This window comes from Natrinema sp. 1APR25-10V2 (genome assembly GCF_031626495.1).
Taxonomy (GTDB): Archaea; Halobacteriota; Halobacteria; order Halobacteriales; family Natrialbaceae; genus Natrinema.
This window is the reverse complement of sequence record NZ_JAMQOJ010000002.1, coordinates 488055-505042: the sequence shown is the minus strand read 5'-3', so window position 1 is coordinate 505042 and position 16988 is coordinate 488055. Positions and strand designations below refer to the sequence as shown.

The window sequence follows — 16988 nt, the reverse complement described above, 5'->3', positions numbered from 1 at the left end:
GCGACGCCAATCCGAACGCATGGACGTCGACGTCGTCGGTCTCGCCGAATCGCTCCGCGAGGAAGCCGAGCGAGCGAACGAGCGCCGCCTGCTGATTCTCGCCGGTCCTCGCGAGCGCGGGTACGACGCCCTCGAGTCGATCCTCGACGCCCTTCCCGTTCCTATCACCGAGACCACGCTGGTCGGTCCCGACGATCGGTTGCGCTGTGAGCAGCTCCCGCAGGCCAACGCGGGGGAAATCCTCGGGACGACCCGGGAACTGGTCGTAATCGACGCCCACGACGAACTCCGGCCCAACGCGCTCGGAAAACTCGTCGGAGCGGTCGACGGTGGCGGCCTGCTGGTTCTCCTGACGCCAGCGCTCGAGTCGTGGCCGGACCGCCGCGACGGGTTCGACGCTTCGCTGGCCGTTCCCCCGTTCGAACTCGAGGACGTGACCGGCCGCTTCCGCCGTCGCCTCGTCGACGCGATGCGGGCACACCGCGGGATCGCCATCGTCGACCTCGAGCGCGACCGACTCGAGGCCGACGGACTCACCGAGCCGGCTCCGAGGCTGGCGACGGAGTCGCCGACGGCGCCTCCGGATCATCGGTTTCCGGCCGCCGCCTACGGAGCCTGCCTGACGAGCGATCAGGCCGACGCCGTCGGAGCCATCGAGACGCTATTCGAGACCGATCGAGTCGTCGTCCTCGAGGCCGATCGTGGGCGAGGCAAGTCCAGCGCGGCGGGGCTGGCGGCGGGCGCGTTCGCAGCTGCAGGTGAGGACGTTCTCGTGACGGCACCCGCCGCGCGGAACGCGAGCGAGCTGTTCGACCGAGCGGGCGAACTCTGCCGGACGCTCGCCGACGAGCACGACGACCGCGGGCCGACGATCGATCCCCGACGAATCGACACCGCTGCCGGCGGCTCCGTTCGATTCCTCGAGCCCACTGCCGCCGTCGACGCGTGTGAAGCGGCAGATATTGTCATCGTCGACGAGGCCGCCGCGCTTCCGGTCGCGACACTCGAGGCGCTCCTTTCGGCCGACCGCGTCGCGTTCGCGACGACGATCCACGGCTACGAGGGGGCCGGACGCGGCTTTTCCGTCCGATTTCGGGACCGACTCGCCGAGAGCGATCACGAGGTGACCGATCGCACGCTCGTCGAGCCGATCCGGTACGCGGCCGGCGACCCCGTCGAAGCGTGGGCCTTCCGCGCGCTACTGCTCGACGCCAATCCCCCGGTCGAGCCGCTCGTGACCGACGCTGCGCCCGAAACGGTCGCGTATCGATCCCTCGAGCCCGACGACCTTCTCGAGGACGAGATTCTGCTCCGCGAGGCCTTCGGCCTGCTCGTCCTCGCCCACTACCGGACCGAGCCCAACGACCTCGCTCGGCTGCTCGACGCGCCGAACCTCGAGGCACGCGCGCTGGTCCACGACGGCCACGTCGTCAGCGTCGCCCTGCTCGCCCGGGAGGGGAACCTCTCGGCCGAGACCCGTTCGATGATGTACGAGGGCGGCCGCGTCCGCGGGAACATGCTCCCGGACGTGCTGACGAGCCAACTGCGCGACGAGGCGGCGGGCGAGCCGGCCGGGCTCCGCGTCGTTCGCATCGCGACCCACCACGCCGCGCGGTCGCGCGGGCTGGGCTCGCGCCTGCTCGAGTGCGTCCGCGACGAGTTCGGATCCGAGATCGACTGGCTCGGCACCGGCTTCGGCGCGACGCCCGGCCTCCTCGAGTTCTGGCGGGCGAACGACTATCGGACGGTCCACGTCTCGACGACCCGCAACGACGCCAGCGGGGAGTACTCCGCGCTCATGCTCGCGCCGACGAGCGAGGCGGGGCGGGCGCTCCACGATCGCCACGCGGACTGGTTCGCACGCCGGTTCGCTGCACTCTGTTCCGACGCGCTCGACGACCTCGAGCCCGACGTGGCCCGCGCGGTGCTTCGAAGCGTCGGTGACGAGTCGGGGCCGCCGCTCGAACTCTCGGATCACGAGTGGCGCGTCGTCGCGGGCGCCGCCTACGGACCCGGGCTGTTCGACGTCGATCCCGGCCCGTTCCGCGAACTCGTCGTTCGATACTTTGTGGACGATCCCGCCAGCGTCAACCTGACCGATCGCGAGGAGCGGCTGCTCGTCCTGCGAGCGTTGCAGGCGCGGGACTGGGACACCGTCGCCGACCGCCTCGCGTATCCCTCCGCCGGCCAGTGTATGCGGGCGCTCGGCGACGCCTTCCGTCCGCTCGTGGACCGCTACGGCGGAGACGCCGCGCTCGAGGTCCGCGATCGACTCGCCGACGAGTAACGAGGAATCGGGTGGAGGGGATGCAGCCACCCCTCGTTGCCGCGACGGCGGAGCGATTTTTCACGCAGCCCTCTTGGAACGTTCAGTACAGAGCAAGCAGTTACCGAAGCGGCAATCGATCTATCCGAACTATGCCAAAAGCCGCCTGCTGAATCTAGAGGCTGGAATCAGCATAACAGCTTGCTGGTTCCTGTAGGCCGGCCAGTCATAGATTGGTAGTTATCTGGATTGTTTCTCCAGCGAATCCTCCCGTTCGGCGATTCCAAGTAATAACAGTGCTGTACCGAGAAGCGCCGTGTTCTTGAGCAAGTGGAACATTTCCCGTTGTTTCTGTTCGGGGTCATCAACGGCCCAGAAGTTATGCATTGGCGGGGTCACACCCAGAAAGAACGTCACCACGGCACTCGTGGCGAGGTCCCACCCTCGCCAGAGAATGATCCCGACACTGCCGACCAGCAAGAGTATCCCACCATAGACCCACCGGCCCAGCCGGAAAAGTGTCGTCTGGGGGAATTGCTTTCGAATCCGTTTGCTCGCTGATAGTCCGTGACTGTTCAGCAGGTTCAGTCACCAGTCGCTGTCGGAGTCACCCAACCACATGAAGAAGTTCGTCAACCTAGTATTTAGAAATAGTGTCCATCTGTATTCACCATCCGTAACGAACAGCCGTGTGATACCGGCCAGAAGAGAGCCTATCGATCAAGGGTGTACGGCAATTCACGACTCTATAATGGAGTGATCTCAGTCCTAAATACGCGCTCTGTATCCAACAATACCTGAAAGAATTCTCGGGTCACTGCTAAGAAAACGTGCTGAATACAGAGGGTGTGTCTTTCAGGGGTACTCAGAACGATTCGTCCGGTTCCTCGCTTTGCTCACCGAGTGCTGGCGGCGTGCGATCACTGTAGCCTTTGCGTCCAATGGCGCCTTCAGGGACGTTGCTGAAGATGGCTGCACGGGCTTCCGTAGCCGAATTGAACTGCTCCTCAGGCACCGGGCTCAGCACCTCCGCAAGCGTCTGTTCGCCGTTTTGGAACCCGAGGACCGCACTTCCGTATGCCTCGACCAGTTCTTCGCACGTCGTCGGATACTCGTGCTGATCAAGCTGGTGGGCGAGGGGGCCGAATTCGATCCCAAGTTCTCTGACGTGTTCGCGATCAGTTGGGTCGGACATTACGGAGCATTCTCCATCATCGATCATAATAAACACCGCACGTAATTTCTCGACTTGTTTAGTTCGTCACAGATGATTATTACGCGCTCTGCATTCAGCACGACTCTTTGAAGAGATACGCTGGTTGGCAGGAATCCCAGGGGTCAATAAGCAGCTGTACTTATTGCACGCTCGAGATCACCGCTCTGCCTCACATCGAGTTTTCGAGTACAGTACTCGCGGTACAGGAATACCGCACATCGAATAGGGAGATTCACGCTCAGAACAGTCGCCGCAGCAGCCACTCCGGTGCCAGATCGAGGAACCCCGCGATCAGCCGCCAGCGTCGCGTCACGTAGGCGTGATTTCGTTGTTTCCGGATCGCTCGAGCGATCTGATCCGCAGCCGTCTCGGGTGAACACTCCCAGAACCCACCAAGCGAGAGCTTGGTGTCGACGAACCCCGGCTCGATGGTCGTGATCGTCACGTCCGCGTCCCGCTGGGCCTGTCGGCTGCGCAGTCCCTCTAGGTACGTCGAGACGTAGGCCTTCGAGGCGTTGTACGCCTGCACGTTGCCGGTTCCGAAGTGGGCCGCGACCGAGGAGATTCCCACGAGGTGGCCGTCGGTCGCGCTGGCGTGGTCGGGCGTGCCCTCGAAGTACTCCATCGCCGCCGTCGCGATGGCGGTGAAGCCGCGGACGTTGACGTCGATCGTCTCGCGTTCGGGTTCCCACTCGAGGTCGCGGTTGACGTGGGCGACGCCGGAGCTGATGACGACGACGTCGACCGAGGACATGGCCGCGGCGAGTTCGAAAAAGCCCTCGCGGGCGTCGTCGGTGTCGGTGACGTCGATCGTCGCGACGTACGTCTTCGTCGGTAGCTCCGAACCGATCTGTCGCATCCGTTCGGTTCGCCGGGCCGCCATGCCGATCTCGTAGCCGTCGTCGGCGAGCCGGCGGGCCAGCGCCTCGCCGATACCCGACGACGCGCCGACGATGATCGCTCCGCGCTGTTGGGTCATACCCACACGTTCGGTGCCTGATACCTAACAGTACTGAAGGCAGTACGGTTTTGCCGTCGTCGGCCGTCTGGACGGGTATGGTCGACATCGTTACCGTCCTCGCGATCGCCGTGCTCCTCGGCGCGATCGTCGGGGCGGCCGTCCCGATGGTTCCCAGCGGCCTCCTCTCGCTCGCCGGACTCGGCCTCTACTGGTGGGGAGCCGGGTTCGCCGAACTGAGTGCCCTCACGTTCTTCGTGCTCGCCCTCATCGCCTTCGTGACGATGCTCGTCGAGTTCTTCGGCGGCTCGATCGCCGCGAAAGCCGGCGGCGCGTCCTGGCTGACCTCCGCCGCCGCGGCCGTCGTCGGTATCGCCCTCATGCTCGTCACCGGCCCGCTCGGGCTGCTCGTCGGCCTCTTCGGCACGGTCTTCGCCCTCGAGTTCGTCCGAGAGGGAGAACTCGAGGGGAGCGTGCGGTCGGCCCTCTACACGACGGTCGGTACCCTCGCGTCGACGGCGGTCCAGGTCCTGCTGACCACGTCGGTCCTCTTCGGGTTCGTCGTCGGTGTCTTCCTGCTCTGAGGGAAACGCTGAAGTCGTGGGTGTCGTTGGCACGGACGATGGAGTGTTCCGAGGCCGACTGCGATCGCCCCGCCGCGGTCGAGTTGCATATCCCCTGGGACGAGAATCGGCTCGTCTGCGCCGCCCACGCTCGCGTGCTGGGCCGACAGGACGGGGTCGTGGCTGACCCGGATCCGGATTCGGGTGAGGAGTTGCTCGAGTGAGCCGATCGGCGCTGCGGCGCACCGACCGGGCCGTCACTCGATACTCAGGGTTACCCGTCTTTCAGCCGCGAGTAGGCACTTCTCGGATCGGGATTGATCGGGGCCACGACAGGAACCACCGCCACTCGAGGCGATGCCGGTACCTCCCCCGGCGCGCGATTCGAGCCACGGTGCGTTACTTCGGCGTGCCGTTCGAAGACGCGACCGTGACCGTCGGCGACCGGGATCCAGTCTCAACCGACGAGACGGGACGGGACGCTATGCGCTGGCCCTCGAGTTCGGCGCGTACACGCTCACGGTCGGGTTGCGGTCGCGGCGGTCCTCGAGGCGGTCCGAGTTCACGATCTGAGGGGGCAACGATCTCGAATATCGCGACTCGTCAAATCAGGGATGCGCGTAGTACGCGACCGTCTTCTCGTCGTCCTCGTGACGATCAATTCTCGCGAAGCCGACGCGCTCGAACTGGACCATTTCGTCCGGCTCGAGGTCGCCGACCCCCGGTTCAGCTCGTCCAGTCACGTCGCCGTCCATCGTCCGCATGCGGACGGGAACGCTCTCGCTGGCGGGCACCCAGTGGACGACATCCACGTCGCCTTCGCGGACGACGTCGATGTCCTCGCCCGTGTACTGGAGGGTATCGCGCGTGAACTGGAAACAGCCCAGCCCCTTGAGCCAAATACGCTCCTCGCGCCCGGGGAGATCCTCGGACTCGAGCAGGACCGAGTCGCCGACGGGAATCTCGCGGACGCCGCGCTCTTCGTGGTTGGGGTGCAGCGGCGGGTTCGCCTCGTCGGGTGGGCTCCCGCCGAGGGGAATCTGGTTGCCGTCGCGGACCAGGAAGCGCCGGTCGGTCTCCTCGTCGATCAGGTCGCGGTTGTTCGCGTAGATCGAACTCATCGCGAGGTCGACGTCGCTGGTCGAAGTGCCGAGGCCGGTCATCGCATCGACGATAGCCTCGCCGCGGATGCCGCGCCGGCGCAGGCTCTTCAGCGTCGGCGCTCGGGGGTCGTCCCAGCCGTCGAGTTCGCCGGCCGCGATCAGTTCGGAAATGGTCGACGTACTCATTTTCACGTCGTAGTCGTCGAGCTGGACGTGGCCCCAGTGGATCACTTCCGGGTACTCCCAGTCGAAGTAGTCGTAGACGAAGCGCTGGCGCTTCGCGGAGTCCTGCAGGTCGATCCCGCGGATGATGTGGGAGATCTCGAGCAGGTGGTCGTCGACACCCGACTGGAAGTCGAGCATCGGCCAGCAGCGGTAGTCGCTCGCTTCCTCGCGGGGGTGGGGCGTGTCGATCATCCGGAAGGCGACCCAGTCCCGCAGCGCGGGATTCTTGTGTTCGATGTCGGTCTTGACCCGCAGGACCAGCTCGCCGCTGCTGTACTCGCCGTCGATCATGGCCTCGAACTCCTCGAGCACCGTGTCCGCGTCCTTGTCGCGGTGCGGACAGGGCTCGCCCGAGTTCTTCAGTTCGGAGAACTCCTCGCCTGAACACGAGCAGGTGTAGGCCCCGCCCAACTCGATCAAGTCGCGGGCGTGGTCGTAGTAGGTCTCGAGGCGGTCGCTCGCCTTGTAGATCGCGTCGGGTTCGAAGCCGAGGTAGTCCAGATCCTCGAGAATCGCGTCGTAGGCCTCGAGATCGGGCCGCTTGGTTTCGGGGTCGGTGTCGTCGAACCGGACGCAGAACCAGCCATCGTAGCGCTCGCGATAGGTGCCGATGACGGCGGGCATCCGGGCGTGGCCGACGTGCCACGGGCCGTTGGGATTGGGGGCACACCGCATCCGGACCTCGTCGTACTCGTCTGCGTTGGGAAGGTCCGGCAGGTCGTGTTCGTCTTCCTCGTCCTCGGCCTCGATTTCGGCGAGCTCCTCGGGTGCGATCTCCTCGAGGCGGGCGCGCTTGTCTTCGTACGAGAGGTCGTTGACCCGGCCGATGACGCCGCCGGCGATGCCCGGAATCTCGTCGCCGTGCTCGCGGAAGTCGGGGTTGTCGCCCATCAGCGGCCCCATGATCGCGCCGACGTCGGCGTCGCTCTCGTGTTTCACGGCGTTCAGCAGCGCGTGCTTCTCCGCCTCGCGCTCGACGCGCTCGCGTAACTCGTCGTTCATTACCGAGCGGTATTCGCGCCCGGCCCAAAACCCTCGCGATTCGCGGCCTCTCCCGACGCGTCAGTCCTCGAGGTCCTCCTCGTAGACCCGCGTGTTGAGGACGTTGCTCATGAGGATCATCGCAGCCGAGTCCGCCGCGGACATCCCCTCCGATTCGTTGGTGCTGTTGCCCCCTTCGGTACCGTTACCGCCGCCCGTCGCGGTCGTCTCGTTGTCGCCGTCACCCGAACTGCCGTCGCCCGAGTCGCTGTCACCCGAGCTGCCAGCGACGGCTTCGTTGTACCGCTCGCACCACTCGGTCTTGACGCCCCAGCCGCGGGCCTGACCGTCGAATGGGTTCGCGATTTCCGCGTAGAGCATGCCGACATCGGCGTCGTTTTTCACGAGGTTCTCGTTTTACACCGTCGTGATGATCTCGATTTCGGTCCTCGAGTCGGACTCGGTCGTCGCACTCGAGCGGTATCGCAGTACCAGATCGGAGCCGTCCCACCGGAGCGACTCGACCGGAATGTCGTTTCGCTCGACGAGCGTGTAGAACTCGCCGGGCGTCCCCTCGCGCGGCTGGCTCGGTTCTTCGGGTTCGATCTCGTTCGATTTCGAGGTTCCGAGCAGCGATCCCGTACAGCCGGCGGTCGCGACCGAGCCGGCTGCGGCGGCCGTGCTGAGAAATCGGCGGCGGGAGCGGCCGGTCTCCGGGCCGCTGGAGGCGTCGTCAGTCACGTCCGTCGATCGGGACGGTATCGGCAAAAAGACCCGGACGATATCGAACGGTGAGTTCGGCCGCCGCTCGAGGACCGTTCCGCGAAAAACGATTGCAAGCCCCGGACGCGTCAGTAGCCGCGCTCGATCAGGTAGTGAGCGATCTCACAGAGGAGGTCGCGGGCGTCGTTGTCCGGCAGGACCTCGAGTCGCTCTTTCCCCTGTTCGACGAGTTCGCTGGCGGTGTCGTTGGCGTACGAGATCGAACCGGCCGCCTCGAGTTCGGCGACCGCGTCGTCGATCTCGGCCTCGGTGACCGCGTCCACGTCGTCGGTGTCGACCAGACTGTCGACGTCGACGCCCTGTTCGCGAGCGTGGACCGTGATCAGCGTCTGTTTGTTCTCGACGAGGTCGCTCCCTCGCTGCTTGCCGAGTTGTTCGCTGGGGACCGTCAGATCGAGGACGTCGTCCTGGATCTGGAACGCGCGGCCGATGTCGAGGCCGTAGCCGTAGAGCGCGTCGATCGTCTCGTCGTCGGCACCCAGCAAGATCGCGGGGAGACACGCGGAGGCGGCGTACAGGACGGCGGTTTTCTGTTCGACCATCTCGAGGTACTCGTCGGGCGAGACGTCGGTGCGCTCCTCGAAGGTGACGTCGAGCGACTGCCCCTCGCAGATCTTCGTGCAGGTCGTCGCGAGGACGTCGAGCGCGTCGACGATCCGGTCGGACTCGGCGCCCGTCTCGAGCATGATCTCGAACGCTTTCGAGTAGAGCGTGTCGCCGGCGAGGATCGCCGTCTCGAGGTCGTACGCCTCGTGGACGGCGGGGACGCCGCGCCGGAGGTCGTCGTCGTCCATGATGTCGTCGTGGATCAGGGTGAACGACTGGATGACCTCGACGCTGACGGCGGCGGCCATCACGTCGACCGTGTGTCCGCCGTCGAGCGGCGTGAACGACCTGTACTCCGCCGAGAGCGGCTCGACGTCTGTCAGGGCTTCCGCGGTCGTCAGCAAGACGGCGGGTCGAAGCCGCTTGCCGCCCGCGTCGAGCAGGTACCGGGACGCCTCGTAGAGGCGTTCGGGCCGCTGGATCGGCAACTCCTCGGGAATCGCTTCGTTGACCTGCTCGCGGCGCTGTCGGACCGCCTCGAGCACCGCCTCTTCGCGTGCCTCGGGGCTCGTCATATCAGTCGACGAGTTGGATGAGGTTCCCGTTTCGCGTGACGTGGAGGTCGCGCCCCATCTTGTAGCCCTCGCTCTCGCAGAGGTTGACGTAGCTCGAGAAGCCGCTCATGTCCTGGTGGGCCGGAATGACGTGCTGGGGCTGCAGCGCGTCGAGCATCTCGTAGTGGCCCTCCTGGTTGAGGTGGCCGGAAACGTGGATGTCGTCGTAGACCCGGGCGCCCTGCATGCCGAGCAGTTTCTCGGCCTGGTAGCGCTGGCCCTCGTTGGTCGGCTCCGGAATGACGCGGGCGGAGAAGACGACCTTGTCGCCGTCGTCCAGTTCGTAGGGGGTCTCGCCGCGGGCCATTCGGGTGAGCATCGCGCGGGGCTCGCCCTGGTGGCCGGTGACGACGGGCAGGTAGTCTTCCTTACCCTCGTTCATGATCCGTTTGAACGTGCGGTCGACGGACTTGCGGTGGCCGAACATCCCCAGGTCGGTGGGGAAGTCGATGAAGTCCAGTCGCTCTGCGGTGCCAGAGTACTTCTCCATCGAGCGGCCGAGCAGGACGGGCTGGCGGCCGATGTCGTCGGCGAACTCGACGAGCGACTTCACGCGGGCGATATGACTCGAGAAGGTGGTCGCGACGATGCCGCCGTCGTAGTCCTCCATGCTGTAGAGGACGTCGCGGAGGTGTTCGCGGGCGACGTTCTCGGAGGGCGTCCGCCCCTTCTTGTTCGCGTTAGTACAGTCCTCGATGTAACAGAGGACGCCGTTGCCCTCGCGCCCGATCTCGCGGAACCGCTCCATGTCGATCGGGTCGCCGATGACCGGCGTGTGGTCCATGCGCTTGTCCAGCCCGTAGACGATCGCGCCTTCGGGCGTGTGGAGGACCGGGTTGATCGCGTCGATGATCGAGTGGGTGACGTTGACGAACTCGAGGTCGACCTTGCCGGAGTCGCCCAGCGACATCGTCTCGCCGGCATCCATCTTGATCAGGTCGTTCTCGACGCCGAACTTCTGTTCGCCCTCGATCTGCTGTTTGACGAGTTCGATCGTAAACGGCGTCGCGACGATCGGCGCGTTGTACCGGTGGGCCAGCTTGCTGATTGCACCGATGTGGTCCAGGTGACCGTGGGTGGGGACGATCGCTTTCACGTCGCCCTCGAGGTCGCTCATGACCCGGTCGTCGGGGATAGCGCCCATGTCGATCAGGTCGAGGCTGTGCATCCGCTCGGTTTCGACGTTGTCGTGGATCAGGACCTGTGAGAGGTTCAGACCCATGTCGAAGATAACGACGTCGTCGCCGGCGCGGACGGCAGTCATCTGCCGTCCGACTTCTTCGTAGCCGCCAATGGTTGCGATTTCGATTTCCATGGTTCGTAGCACTGAAAGCCGCGTCGTGGACTCTCATCGAAACGGTCCGCGGACTCCCGGTTGTACGGCCCCGGCGTCTTACAGCTCGTCGGCCATCCCGCTATGCGTCCGGTCGACGGCCGGTCCGTCGACGCCTCACGACATCGTGGGGCCCGAACGCACTTGCCCGCGGGTTTCGCTAGCTCGATGTACACGGCCGGGTGTTAAAAACGCAGCGGGTTGGGTCGTCGGCGCGCCGAACTCGCCTCGGAACTGCTCCCGTCTGAGACGAGGGGGCTCGCTCGTTCGACGACCGTTTTCGGCATCGAAATCCATTTGCCGGTCGCCTCGAAAACGGTGTGCAGCAACCATGCTCTCCGAGGGATCGTCATGTACGTAATCATCGTCGGGGCCGGCGAGGTCGGCCGATCGATCGCCGCCAACCTGGAAGACGCCCACGACGTCGTCATCATCGACCGCGACGCCGACGTGGCCGAGGAACTCACCTACTCGCTGGACGTGCTGACGATTCACGGCGACGGGACCGACCTCGAGGTGCTGCGCGAGGCCGGGCTCGAGCAAGCCGGACTGGTCATCGCCTGTACGGACAACGACGAGACGAACGCGGTCGTTTGCGGTGCGGCGAAAGCCACGGCCGAGGTCTTCACTATCGCGCGGGTGCGACGCAGAACGCTGCTCGAGACCTGGCAAGGGTCACAGGGCGCGTTCGGCGTCGATTTCATGGTCTGTACCGATCTGCTGACCGCGCAGACGATCTTCCGGATCTCGGGGCTTCCGAGCGCACACGACGTCGATACCTTCGCCGGCGGGCTCGTCCGGATGGCGGAGTTCGATATCCCAGTCGATAGCCCGATCGCGGATCGAACCGTCAGCGAGGCCGACTACTACGATTCGCTCACCTTCGCCGCGCTCTTCCGGGACGACGAGATGATCGTGACCCGCGGCGACACTGTCATTCGGGGCGGAGACCGGGTCGTCGTGATCGGCAGCCCCGACTCGATCAACGAGTTCGCCGACGAGGTCGCGACCGAGCCCGACGAGGCCGAGGAGGTCGTCATCGTCGGGGCCAGCGAGATCGGCTATCAGGCGGCCCGCGAGTTCGAGGACCACGGCTTCCGGCCGCGACTGATCGAACGGGACCACGAGCGGGCCCGCGAGGTCGCCGAATCGCTGCCGAACACGATGGTCATGGAGAGCGACGCGACTAACTCCGAGTTCCTGGCGCGCGAACACGTCGGCGAGGCCGACGTCGTCGTCGCCGCCCTCGACAGCGACGAGAAGAACCTGCTCGTCTCCCTGCTGGCCGACCGAATCGGCGTCGACCGAACCGTCGCGATCATCGAGAACCCCGAGTACGCCGACCTCTTCGAGACCGTCGGGATCGACGTCGCCATCAATCCCCGCGAGGAGACCGCCGAGGAGATCATCCGCTTTACCCGGACCGACAACACCGAGAAGGTCGCGATGCTCGAGCACGACCGCGCGGAGGTCATCGAGATCGAGATCGGGCCCGAAAGCGTTCTGGTCGGGCAGAACATCGCGGCCGCGACGAACGACCTCCCGGCGGGCGTCGTCATCGGCGCGATCTCCCGCGGCGGCGATCACATCACGCCCCGCGGCTCGACCGTCGTCGAACCCGGCGATCACGTGATCGTCTTCGTCGACGCGGCGGTGCTCGACGAGGTCGTCGAACTGATTTGATTCTCGAGGCAGTACGAGCGGCCGTCACGCCCCGTGACGAACGCCGCGATACAGGACGTACGAGACGAAAAAGAGCAGGTACGCGGACGCGATCGCGGTCGTGAGCGGCGAGCGGCCGACGACCGCGATGACGGCGATGAGCAGCGGGCCGACGAGCAGGAGCGAATCGAAGACGCGGTCCTCGGCTCCTGCTTCGAGGAGGTCGCCAACGATCGGGACGTCGCTCAGGTTCATCGGTACAGCCCTCCGCGACTGAAGATCGTCCGAAGCGTCACCAGAATGGGGATGATCTCGAGACGGCCGATCCACATGTTGAAGAGGAACGTGATCTTGCCGAGCGTTGGCAGGGTGTCCGGGCCGGTGATGCCCGTCGAGAGGCCGACGTTGCCCTGCGCGCTCGCGATCTCGAAGACGACGTTCTCGAGGGTGTACTCGCCCGGTGGCAGTATCACGAGGAGAACGAACGTGCCGACGGCGAGAAACAGCATCCAGAGGACGGCGATGATCGCCGCTTCCTCGAATTCCTGGCGCACCTCGCGCTCGTCGAGGCGGCGGCCGTTGATCCGCAGTCGGCGGACGGCCGTTTCGGGGTAGAAGACGTCCGCGATCCGGAATCGGATCCCCTTCAGTAGCGTGAGCGCCCGGATGAGTTTGATCCCGCCGACCGTCGACCCGGCCGCGCCGCCGACGATCATCCCGATCGTCACGGTGAGCTGTGCCTGAGCCGGCCACCGGCCCAGCGCGACGTTCGTCGCGTCGACGGCGGTCTGGAAGCCGGCGCAGGTCGCCGCCGAGACGAACTGGAACGAACCGTATCGGAACGCCGCGAACAGGGAGTCGTACGTGTCGCCGACGTACACGAACGCGGTGAGCGCGAGCGTCCCGGCGCTCATGTAGATGAACACCCATCGCGTCTGGAGGTCCGCGTAGAAGTTCCGCAGGTCGCCCTGTAGAATGAGGTAGTGGATCGGGAACGCGATGCTGCCGAGCAGCATGATCGGGAGGAGCGCGAAGTCGATGGCGGCGCTGTCGTAGGTCGCGATGGAGTTGTCGGTGATCGAGAACCCCCCGGTCGAGAGGCCGGTCATCCCGTGATTGATCGCGCCCCAGATCGGCATGCCGGCGACCCAGAGCAGCAGGATCGAGACGAACGTGAAGAGGATGAAGATCCACCAGATGGTCTGGACCGTCGAGACGACGCTCGGATGGATGCGCTCGGAGCGGGCCTCGCTCTCGTAGAGGGTCAACGATCCGCTGCCGGGGCGGGCGAGGATCGCCGTCGTGAGGACGATCACGCCGACGCCGCCGATCCACTCGATGAACGACCGCCACCACTGCAGCGTCCGAGGCAGGACTTCCTCGTTGTCGGTCATCGTCAGCCCGGTTCCGGTGAAACCGCTCATACTCTCGAAGAGCGCGTTCAGCGGCTCGGTAAACGCCGCGAGCGTCTCGGTCTGCGCCGGCGTCTCGACCAGCGGGAGGCCGAGTTCGACCGTCCAGGCGATGAGGAGGAACGGCAACGAGCCGAAGATGGCGACGAGAAGCCAGCCCGTCGCGGCGATGATCATCCCGTGTAACTTCCCGGGCTGGGTCGCCTCGCGGAACCGCGAGGTCAGATAGTAGCCGATAGCGAACGGGACCAGCCCGGAGACGATCAGCGCCGGAATCGCCCAGAACTCGCCCCAGACGAGCGGGACGAGCAGCGAGACGAACAGCAACCCCGACAGCGCCTCGAGTATCCGCCCGAGGTCCCGGCCGATCGTTTCCATCGCCTCGTTCATACCTCACCTCCGTTCCGGTTCGGACCCGGAGACGCGTCGAACCGTCGAGAGCGTACCCGCAACCGCCGCCCGTCGCAGACTCGCGATCGGCAGCGTTCGGCCGTCATCGTTCCCGATCTTCCTCGTGACCGAACACGTCGGTGAGCCTCGGTTCGGCACCGAACCCCGAATAGACGGTGAGCAAGTCGTCGGCTTCGATTCGCGTGTTCCCTCGCGGCGTAATCGGCGGGTCTTCTCCTTCGCGTTCGATCGCGACGATCAACACGTCTTCGTCGAGGAGGTCCTCGTCCGCCGCCTCGATGAGCGTCTTTCCGTCGATCGGCGCGCCCTCGGTGACGCGAATCTCGAACACCTCCGCCTGCTCCCCGATCCGCATATAGTCGACGATCGCCGGGCGGGCGACCGCCCGGTAGAGGTACTCCGCGATGAGTTCCTGCGGGTTCTCCATCGTGTTGACGCCGATCTGACGGAACACACTCATGTGCTCGGGATCGTGGACGACCGAGACGATGTTCGGGACCTCGTGTTCCTGGGCGAGCAGACAGACCATGATGTTGGTCGGGTCCCGGTCGGTCGTACTGATCAGGGCATCCGCGTTATCGATACCCGCGTCCCGCAGCGCCTCGTTGTCCGTCGCATCGTCGTTGAGAACCAGACAGTCGTACACGCCGGCGACCCGGTCCGCTCGTTCGGGGTCGTTCTCCAGTACGACGACTTCGTTTCCCGAGCGGGTTGCGATATCGATCAGCGGCATCCCGATATCGCCTGCACCGACGATGACGATATACATTTACGCCGGTATTCTTGCGTAACCGTTGAAAACATATCGCTTTCGTAACTTGGACCCTGCCTCGTGGTTTCGAGGGTAGGGCTGAGCTATCTCGGCCGTTTCCCCGCGACCGAGGAAGACGACGGACGAGAACGTGGTGGGCTCAGTCCCAGGGCGGCTCCCGCCGTCGGCGCCGCTTCGAACGATCTTCGGATTCGGCCAGAATCCGTTCGATCGCCCAGCCGGCCCACAGGAAGACGATCGCCATGAAGGCGACCATCTCGAGCCGGATCACCTCCCCGTATCGAACGGTGAGGACGAGGGCCACGATCGCCACCGCAATCGCGACGACGCTGAACACGTCGTAGAACGAGTGCGGGTGCCGAACGCTCGGTAATCGGACGTTCATAGATGTCACTACGGGAAGTTCGTATATAGATCCTCGTCTCGGCGGTGCGACCGGTGCGATCTCCTTCGACCGGGCCACGGTGCGTCCACTTTCGACTGTCTGGAAACTGCAGCCTCCGTCGTGACAGCGTCTTACGATGGATTAATACGACCGAGCCGAAATGCCGTTAGATACCGTGTCCAGACGTAATCCGCTGACGGGGTGTTTATATGCGGCTTCGAACTGACTGGCGCGCTAGCTTCGCGCTCATCGGTACCCTTCTGAAGTATCTCGCCGTCCCGCTCGTGGTCCCGATCGTCGTCGCACTCATTTACGGCGATCCCTTACTCCCGTTCGTCGCGACGATCGCGCTCACGATCGCCGTCGGCTACGGCCTCGAGCGACTCGACCCCGAACCGGATCTCCGGATCCGCGAGGCGATGCTCTTCGTCGCGGTCTCGTGGCTCGCTGTAGCGATCGTCGGCGCGATCCCGTACGTCATCGCCGGCTGGGGAACCGAATCGATGCTCGCCAATCCAGTCAACGCCCTCTTCGAGTCGATGTCCGGCTTCACGACGACCGGGGCGACCGTCCTCGGCGAAATCTCGCTCGAGCGCCACTCCCACGCCGTGATGATGTGGCGACAGCTCACGCAGTGGCTCGGCGGGATGGGGATCATCGTGCTGATGGTCGCGATCCTGCCGGAGATCGCCGTCAGCGGCGCACAGCTCGTCGAGTCGGAAGCGCCGGGGCCGGAGTTACAGAAGCTCACACCGCGGATCGCCGAAACGGCGCGCATCCTCTGGCTCGTCTACTTCGCGTTTACTCTCGTCTACATCGCGATCCTCTACGGATTCCATCTCGCGGGAATGGCTCCCGAGATGGGGCTGTACAACGCCATCGCACACGGGTTCACGACGCTGCCGACCGGCGGGTTCTCGCCGGAGGCCGACAGCGTCGCGGCCTTTTCCGCGGTCGTTCAGTGGACCGCCGTCCCCTTCATGATCATCGCAGGAACGAACTTCGCCCTGTTCTGGCACGTCTTCAGCGGCGAGGGACACCGCTTCGTCCGGAACTCCGAGTTTCGCGCGTACGTCGGTGCGATCGCCGCGCTGACGGTGCTGCTCGCGGGGATCCTCTACGTCGGCGCCGCGCCGGCGCTCGGCGACCTCGGCGGCGTGACGGAGGGGGTCTTCGAGAACTCGCTGCGACAGAGCGCGTTCCAGATCGCGTCGCTGTTGACCTCGACCGGGTACGCGACCAGTAACTTCGCCGAGTGGACCGAGACGGGCAAGATCGTGCTCCTCTTCGCGATGCTCGTCGGCGGCTGTGCCGGATCGACCGGTGGCGGCGTCAAAGTCGTCCGCTGGCTGATCATCTTCAAGGTGCTGCGCCGGGAGCTGTTCACGGCGTCTCATCCAGAGGTCGTCCGACCGATCCGGCTCGGCGGCAATATCGTCGACGAGGACGCCATTCGCGGCGTGCTCGGGTTCTCGTTCATGTACCTGATTATCTTCGCCCTCGCGACGCTCGTCATCGCGCTCGACGTCAGCCGGGCCAACGCGATCGCCGGTTTCACGCCGCTCGAGGCGTTCAGCGCGAGCCTGGCGACGATCGGTAACATCGGCCCCGGATTCGGTCACCTCGGTCCCTTCGGCAGTTACACGGACTTCCCGATCCCCTCGAAACTCCTGATGATTTTCCTCATGTGGATCGGCCGCCTCGAGATCATTCCCGTCCTCGTCCTGTTCACCGGCGGGTTCTGGACCCGCTGAGAGG

General features: G+C 65.1%; 17 protein-coding genes. 5 read left to right on the top strand and 12 right to left on the bottom strand.

Features of this window, described 5'->3' with window-relative positions; translation table 11 throughout:
* The first annotated feature begins 19 nt into the window (after positions 1-19).
* Complete coding sequence (tmcA, locus tag NDO75_RS08300) at positions 20-2287, top strand: tRNA(Met) cytidine acetyltransferase TmcA (RefSeq protein WP_310905679.1); 2268 nt, start codon at positions 20-22, stop codon at positions 2285-2287.
* A 219-nt stretch (positions 2288-2506) separates the two neighbouring features.
* Here tmcA and NDO75_RS08295 read toward each other — a convergent pair whose 3' ends face one another.
* The 3 genes from NDO75_RS08295 to NDO75_RS08285 form a co-directional block, all read right to left on the bottom strand.
* Positions 2507-2746: a hypothetical protein gene (locus NDO75_RS08295; RefSeq protein ID WP_310905678.1), complete on the bottom strand. Its 240-nt coding sequence runs from the start codon at positions 2744-2746 to the stop codon at positions 2507-2509.
* A gap of 385 nt (positions 2747-3131) precedes the next feature.
* Complete coding sequence (locus NDO75_RS08290; RefSeq protein ID WP_310905677.1) at positions 3132-3461, bottom strand: hypothetical protein; 330 nt, start codon at positions 3459-3461, stop codon at positions 3132-3134.
* Positions 3462-3720: 259 nt separating this feature from the next.
* Positions 3721-4461, bottom strand: coding sequence for an SDR family NAD(P)-dependent oxidoreductase (locus NDO75_RS08285; RefSeq protein ID WP_310905676.1), 741 nt, complete (start codon positions 4459-4461; stop codon positions 3721-3723).
* A 77-nt stretch (positions 4462-4538) separates the two neighbouring features.
* On the opposite strand from NDO75_RS08285, the gene NDO75_RS08280 reads away from it, so the two are divergent.
* Positions 4539-5024: a DUF456 domain-containing protein gene (locus NDO75_RS08280; protein WP_310905675.1), complete on the top strand. Its 486-nt coding sequence runs from the start codon at positions 4539-4541 to the stop codon at positions 5022-5024.
* A gap of 38 nt (positions 5025-5062) precedes the next feature.
* Positions 5063-5227 carry a hypothetical protein gene (locus tag NDO75_RS08275; RefSeq protein WP_310905674.1) on the top strand — a complete coding sequence of 55 codons (165 nt, stop codon included), beginning with the start codon at positions 5063-5065 and terminating at the stop codon, positions 5225-5227.
* Between the two features lie 384 nt (positions 5228-5611).
* Here NDO75_RS08275 and NDO75_RS08270 read toward each other — a convergent pair whose 3' ends face one another.
* The 5 genes from NDO75_RS08270 to NDO75_RS08250 form a co-directional block, all read right to left on the bottom strand.
* On the bottom strand, positions 5612-7333 hold the full coding sequence (locus NDO75_RS08270; RefSeq protein ID WP_310905673.1) for a glutamate--tRNA ligase: 1722 nt from the start codon (positions 7331-7333) through the stop codon (positions 5612-5614).
* A gap of 60 nt (positions 7334-7393) precedes the next feature.
* Positions 7394-7717, bottom strand: coding sequence for a hypothetical protein (locus tag NDO75_RS08265; protein ID WP_310905672.1), 324 nt, complete (start codon positions 7715-7717; stop codon positions 7394-7396).
* A 12-nt stretch (positions 7718-7729) separates the two neighbouring features.
* Positions 7730-8053 carry a hypothetical protein gene (locus NDO75_RS08260; protein ID WP_310905671.1) on the bottom strand — a complete coding sequence of 108 codons (324 nt, stop codon included), beginning with the start codon at positions 8051-8053 and terminating at the stop codon, positions 7730-7732.
* 110 nt (positions 8054-8163) lie between these two features.
* The gene (locus NDO75_RS08255; RefSeq protein WP_310905670.1) at positions 8164-9216 is read right to left on the bottom strand and encodes a polyprenyl synthetase family protein; all 1053 of its coding nucleotides are present in this window, start codon (positions 9214-9216) and stop codon (positions 8164-8166) included.
* A gap of 1 nt (position 9217) precedes the next feature.
* Positions 9218-10570 carry a ribonuclease J gene (locus tag NDO75_RS08250; protein WP_310905669.1) on the bottom strand — a complete coding sequence of 451 codons (1353 nt, stop codon included), beginning with the start codon at positions 10568-10570 and terminating at the stop codon, positions 9218-9220.
* Positions 10571-10939: 369 nt separating this feature from the next.
* Between NDO75_RS08250 and trkA the strand changes: the two genes are divergently transcribed.
* Positions 10940-12271, top strand: coding sequence for a Trk system potassium transporter TrkA (gene trkA / locus NDO75_RS08245; RefSeq protein ID WP_310905668.1), 1332 nt, complete (start codon positions 10940-10942; stop codon positions 12269-12271).
* A 24-nt stretch (positions 12272-12295) separates the two neighbouring features.
* On the opposite strand, the gene NDO75_RS08240 is transcribed toward trkA, so the two are convergent.
* From NDO75_RS08240 to NDO75_RS08225, 4 genes are all read right to left on the bottom strand, one after another.
* Positions 12296-12505 carry a hypothetical protein gene (locus NDO75_RS08240; RefSeq protein ID WP_310905667.1) on the bottom strand — a complete coding sequence of 70 codons (210 nt, stop codon included), beginning with the start codon at positions 12503-12505 and terminating at the stop codon, positions 12296-12298.
* Positions 12502-14052: a TrkH family potassium uptake protein gene (locus NDO75_RS08235; RefSeq protein WP_310905666.1), complete on the bottom strand. Its 1551-nt coding sequence runs from the start codon at positions 14050-14052 to the stop codon at positions 12502-12504. The genes NDO75_RS08240 and NDO75_RS08235 overlap by 4 nt, the downstream gene beginning before the upstream one ends.
* A 103-nt stretch (positions 14053-14155) precedes the next feature.
* Positions 14156-14842 carry a TrkA family potassium uptake protein gene (locus NDO75_RS08230; protein ID WP_310905665.1) on the bottom strand — a complete coding sequence of 229 codons (687 nt, stop codon included), beginning with the start codon at positions 14840-14842 and terminating at the stop codon, positions 14156-14158.
* Between the two features lie 142 nt (positions 14843-14984).
* Entirely contained in the window at positions 14985-15230 is a 246-nt protein-coding gene (locus tag NDO75_RS08225) for a hypothetical protein (RefSeq protein ID WP_310905664.1), read from the bottom strand.
* Between the two features lie 209 nt (positions 15231-15439).
* Here NDO75_RS08225 and NDO75_RS08220 point away from each other — a divergent pair, with 209 nt between their 5' ends.
* Positions 15440-16984 carry a TrkH family potassium uptake protein gene (locus tag NDO75_RS08220; protein ID WP_310905663.1) on the top strand — a complete coding sequence of 515 codons (1545 nt, stop codon included), beginning with the start codon at positions 15440-15442 and terminating at the stop codon, positions 16982-16984.
* Positions 16985-16988: the final 4 nt, after the last annotated feature.

Bases quoted from the DNA above. Each gene is read 5' to 3' on its own strand.
- NDO75_RS08280 (WP_310905675.1), top strand. From the start codon at position 4,539: ATGGTCGACATCGTTACCGTCCTCGCGATCGCCGTGCTCCTCGGCGCG.
- NDO75_RS08275 (WP_310905674.1), top strand. From the start codon at position 5,063: ATGGAGTGTTCCGAGGCCGACTGCGATCGCCCCGCCGCGGTCGAGTTG.
- NDO75_RS08235 (WP_310905666.1), bottom strand. From the start codon at position 14,052: ATGAACGAGGCGATGGAAACGATCGGCCGGGACCTCGGGCGGATACTC.
- NDO75_RS08225 (WP_310905664.1), bottom strand. From the start codon at position 15,230: ATGAACGTCCGATTACCGAGCGTTCGGCACCCGCACTCGTTCTACGAC.
- tmcA (WP_310905679.1), top strand. From the start codon at position 20: ATGGACGTCGACGTCGTCGGTCTCGCCGAATCGCTCCGCGAGGAAGCC.
- NDO75_RS08290 (WP_310905677.1), bottom strand. From the start codon at position 3,461: ATGTCCGACCCAACTGATCGCGAACACGTCAGAGAACTTGGGATCGAA.
- NDO75_RS08250 (WP_310905669.1), bottom strand. From the start codon at position 10,570: ATGGAAATCGAAATCGCAACCATTGGCGGCTACGAAGAAGTCGGACGG.
- NDO75_RS08230 (WP_310905665.1), bottom strand. From the start codon at position 14,842: ATGTATATCGTCATCGTCGGTGCAGGCGATATCGGGATGCCGCTGATC.
- NDO75_RS08220 (WP_310905663.1), top strand. From the start codon at position 15,440: ATGCGGCTTCGAACTGACTGGCGCGCTAGCTTCGCGCTCATCGGTACC.
- NDO75_RS08255 (WP_310905670.1), bottom strand. From the start codon at position 9,216: ATGACGAGCCCCGAGGCACGCGAAGAGGCGGTGCTCGAGGCGGTCCGA.
- NDO75_RS08285 (WP_310905676.1), bottom strand. From the start codon at position 4,461: ATGACCCAACAGCGCGGAGCGATCATCGTCGGCGCGTCGTCGGGTATC.
- NDO75_RS08270 (WP_310905673.1), bottom strand. From the start codon at position 7,333: ATGAACGACGAGTTACGCGAGCGCGTCGAGCGCGAGGCGGAGAAGCAC.
- trkA (WP_310905668.1), top strand. From the start codon at position 10,940: ATGTACGTAATCATCGTCGGGGCCGGCGAGGTCGGCCGATCGATCGCC.
- NDO75_RS08240 (WP_310905667.1), bottom strand. From the start codon at position 12,505: ATGAACCTGAGCGACGTCCCGATCGTTGGCGACCTCCTCGAAGCAGGA.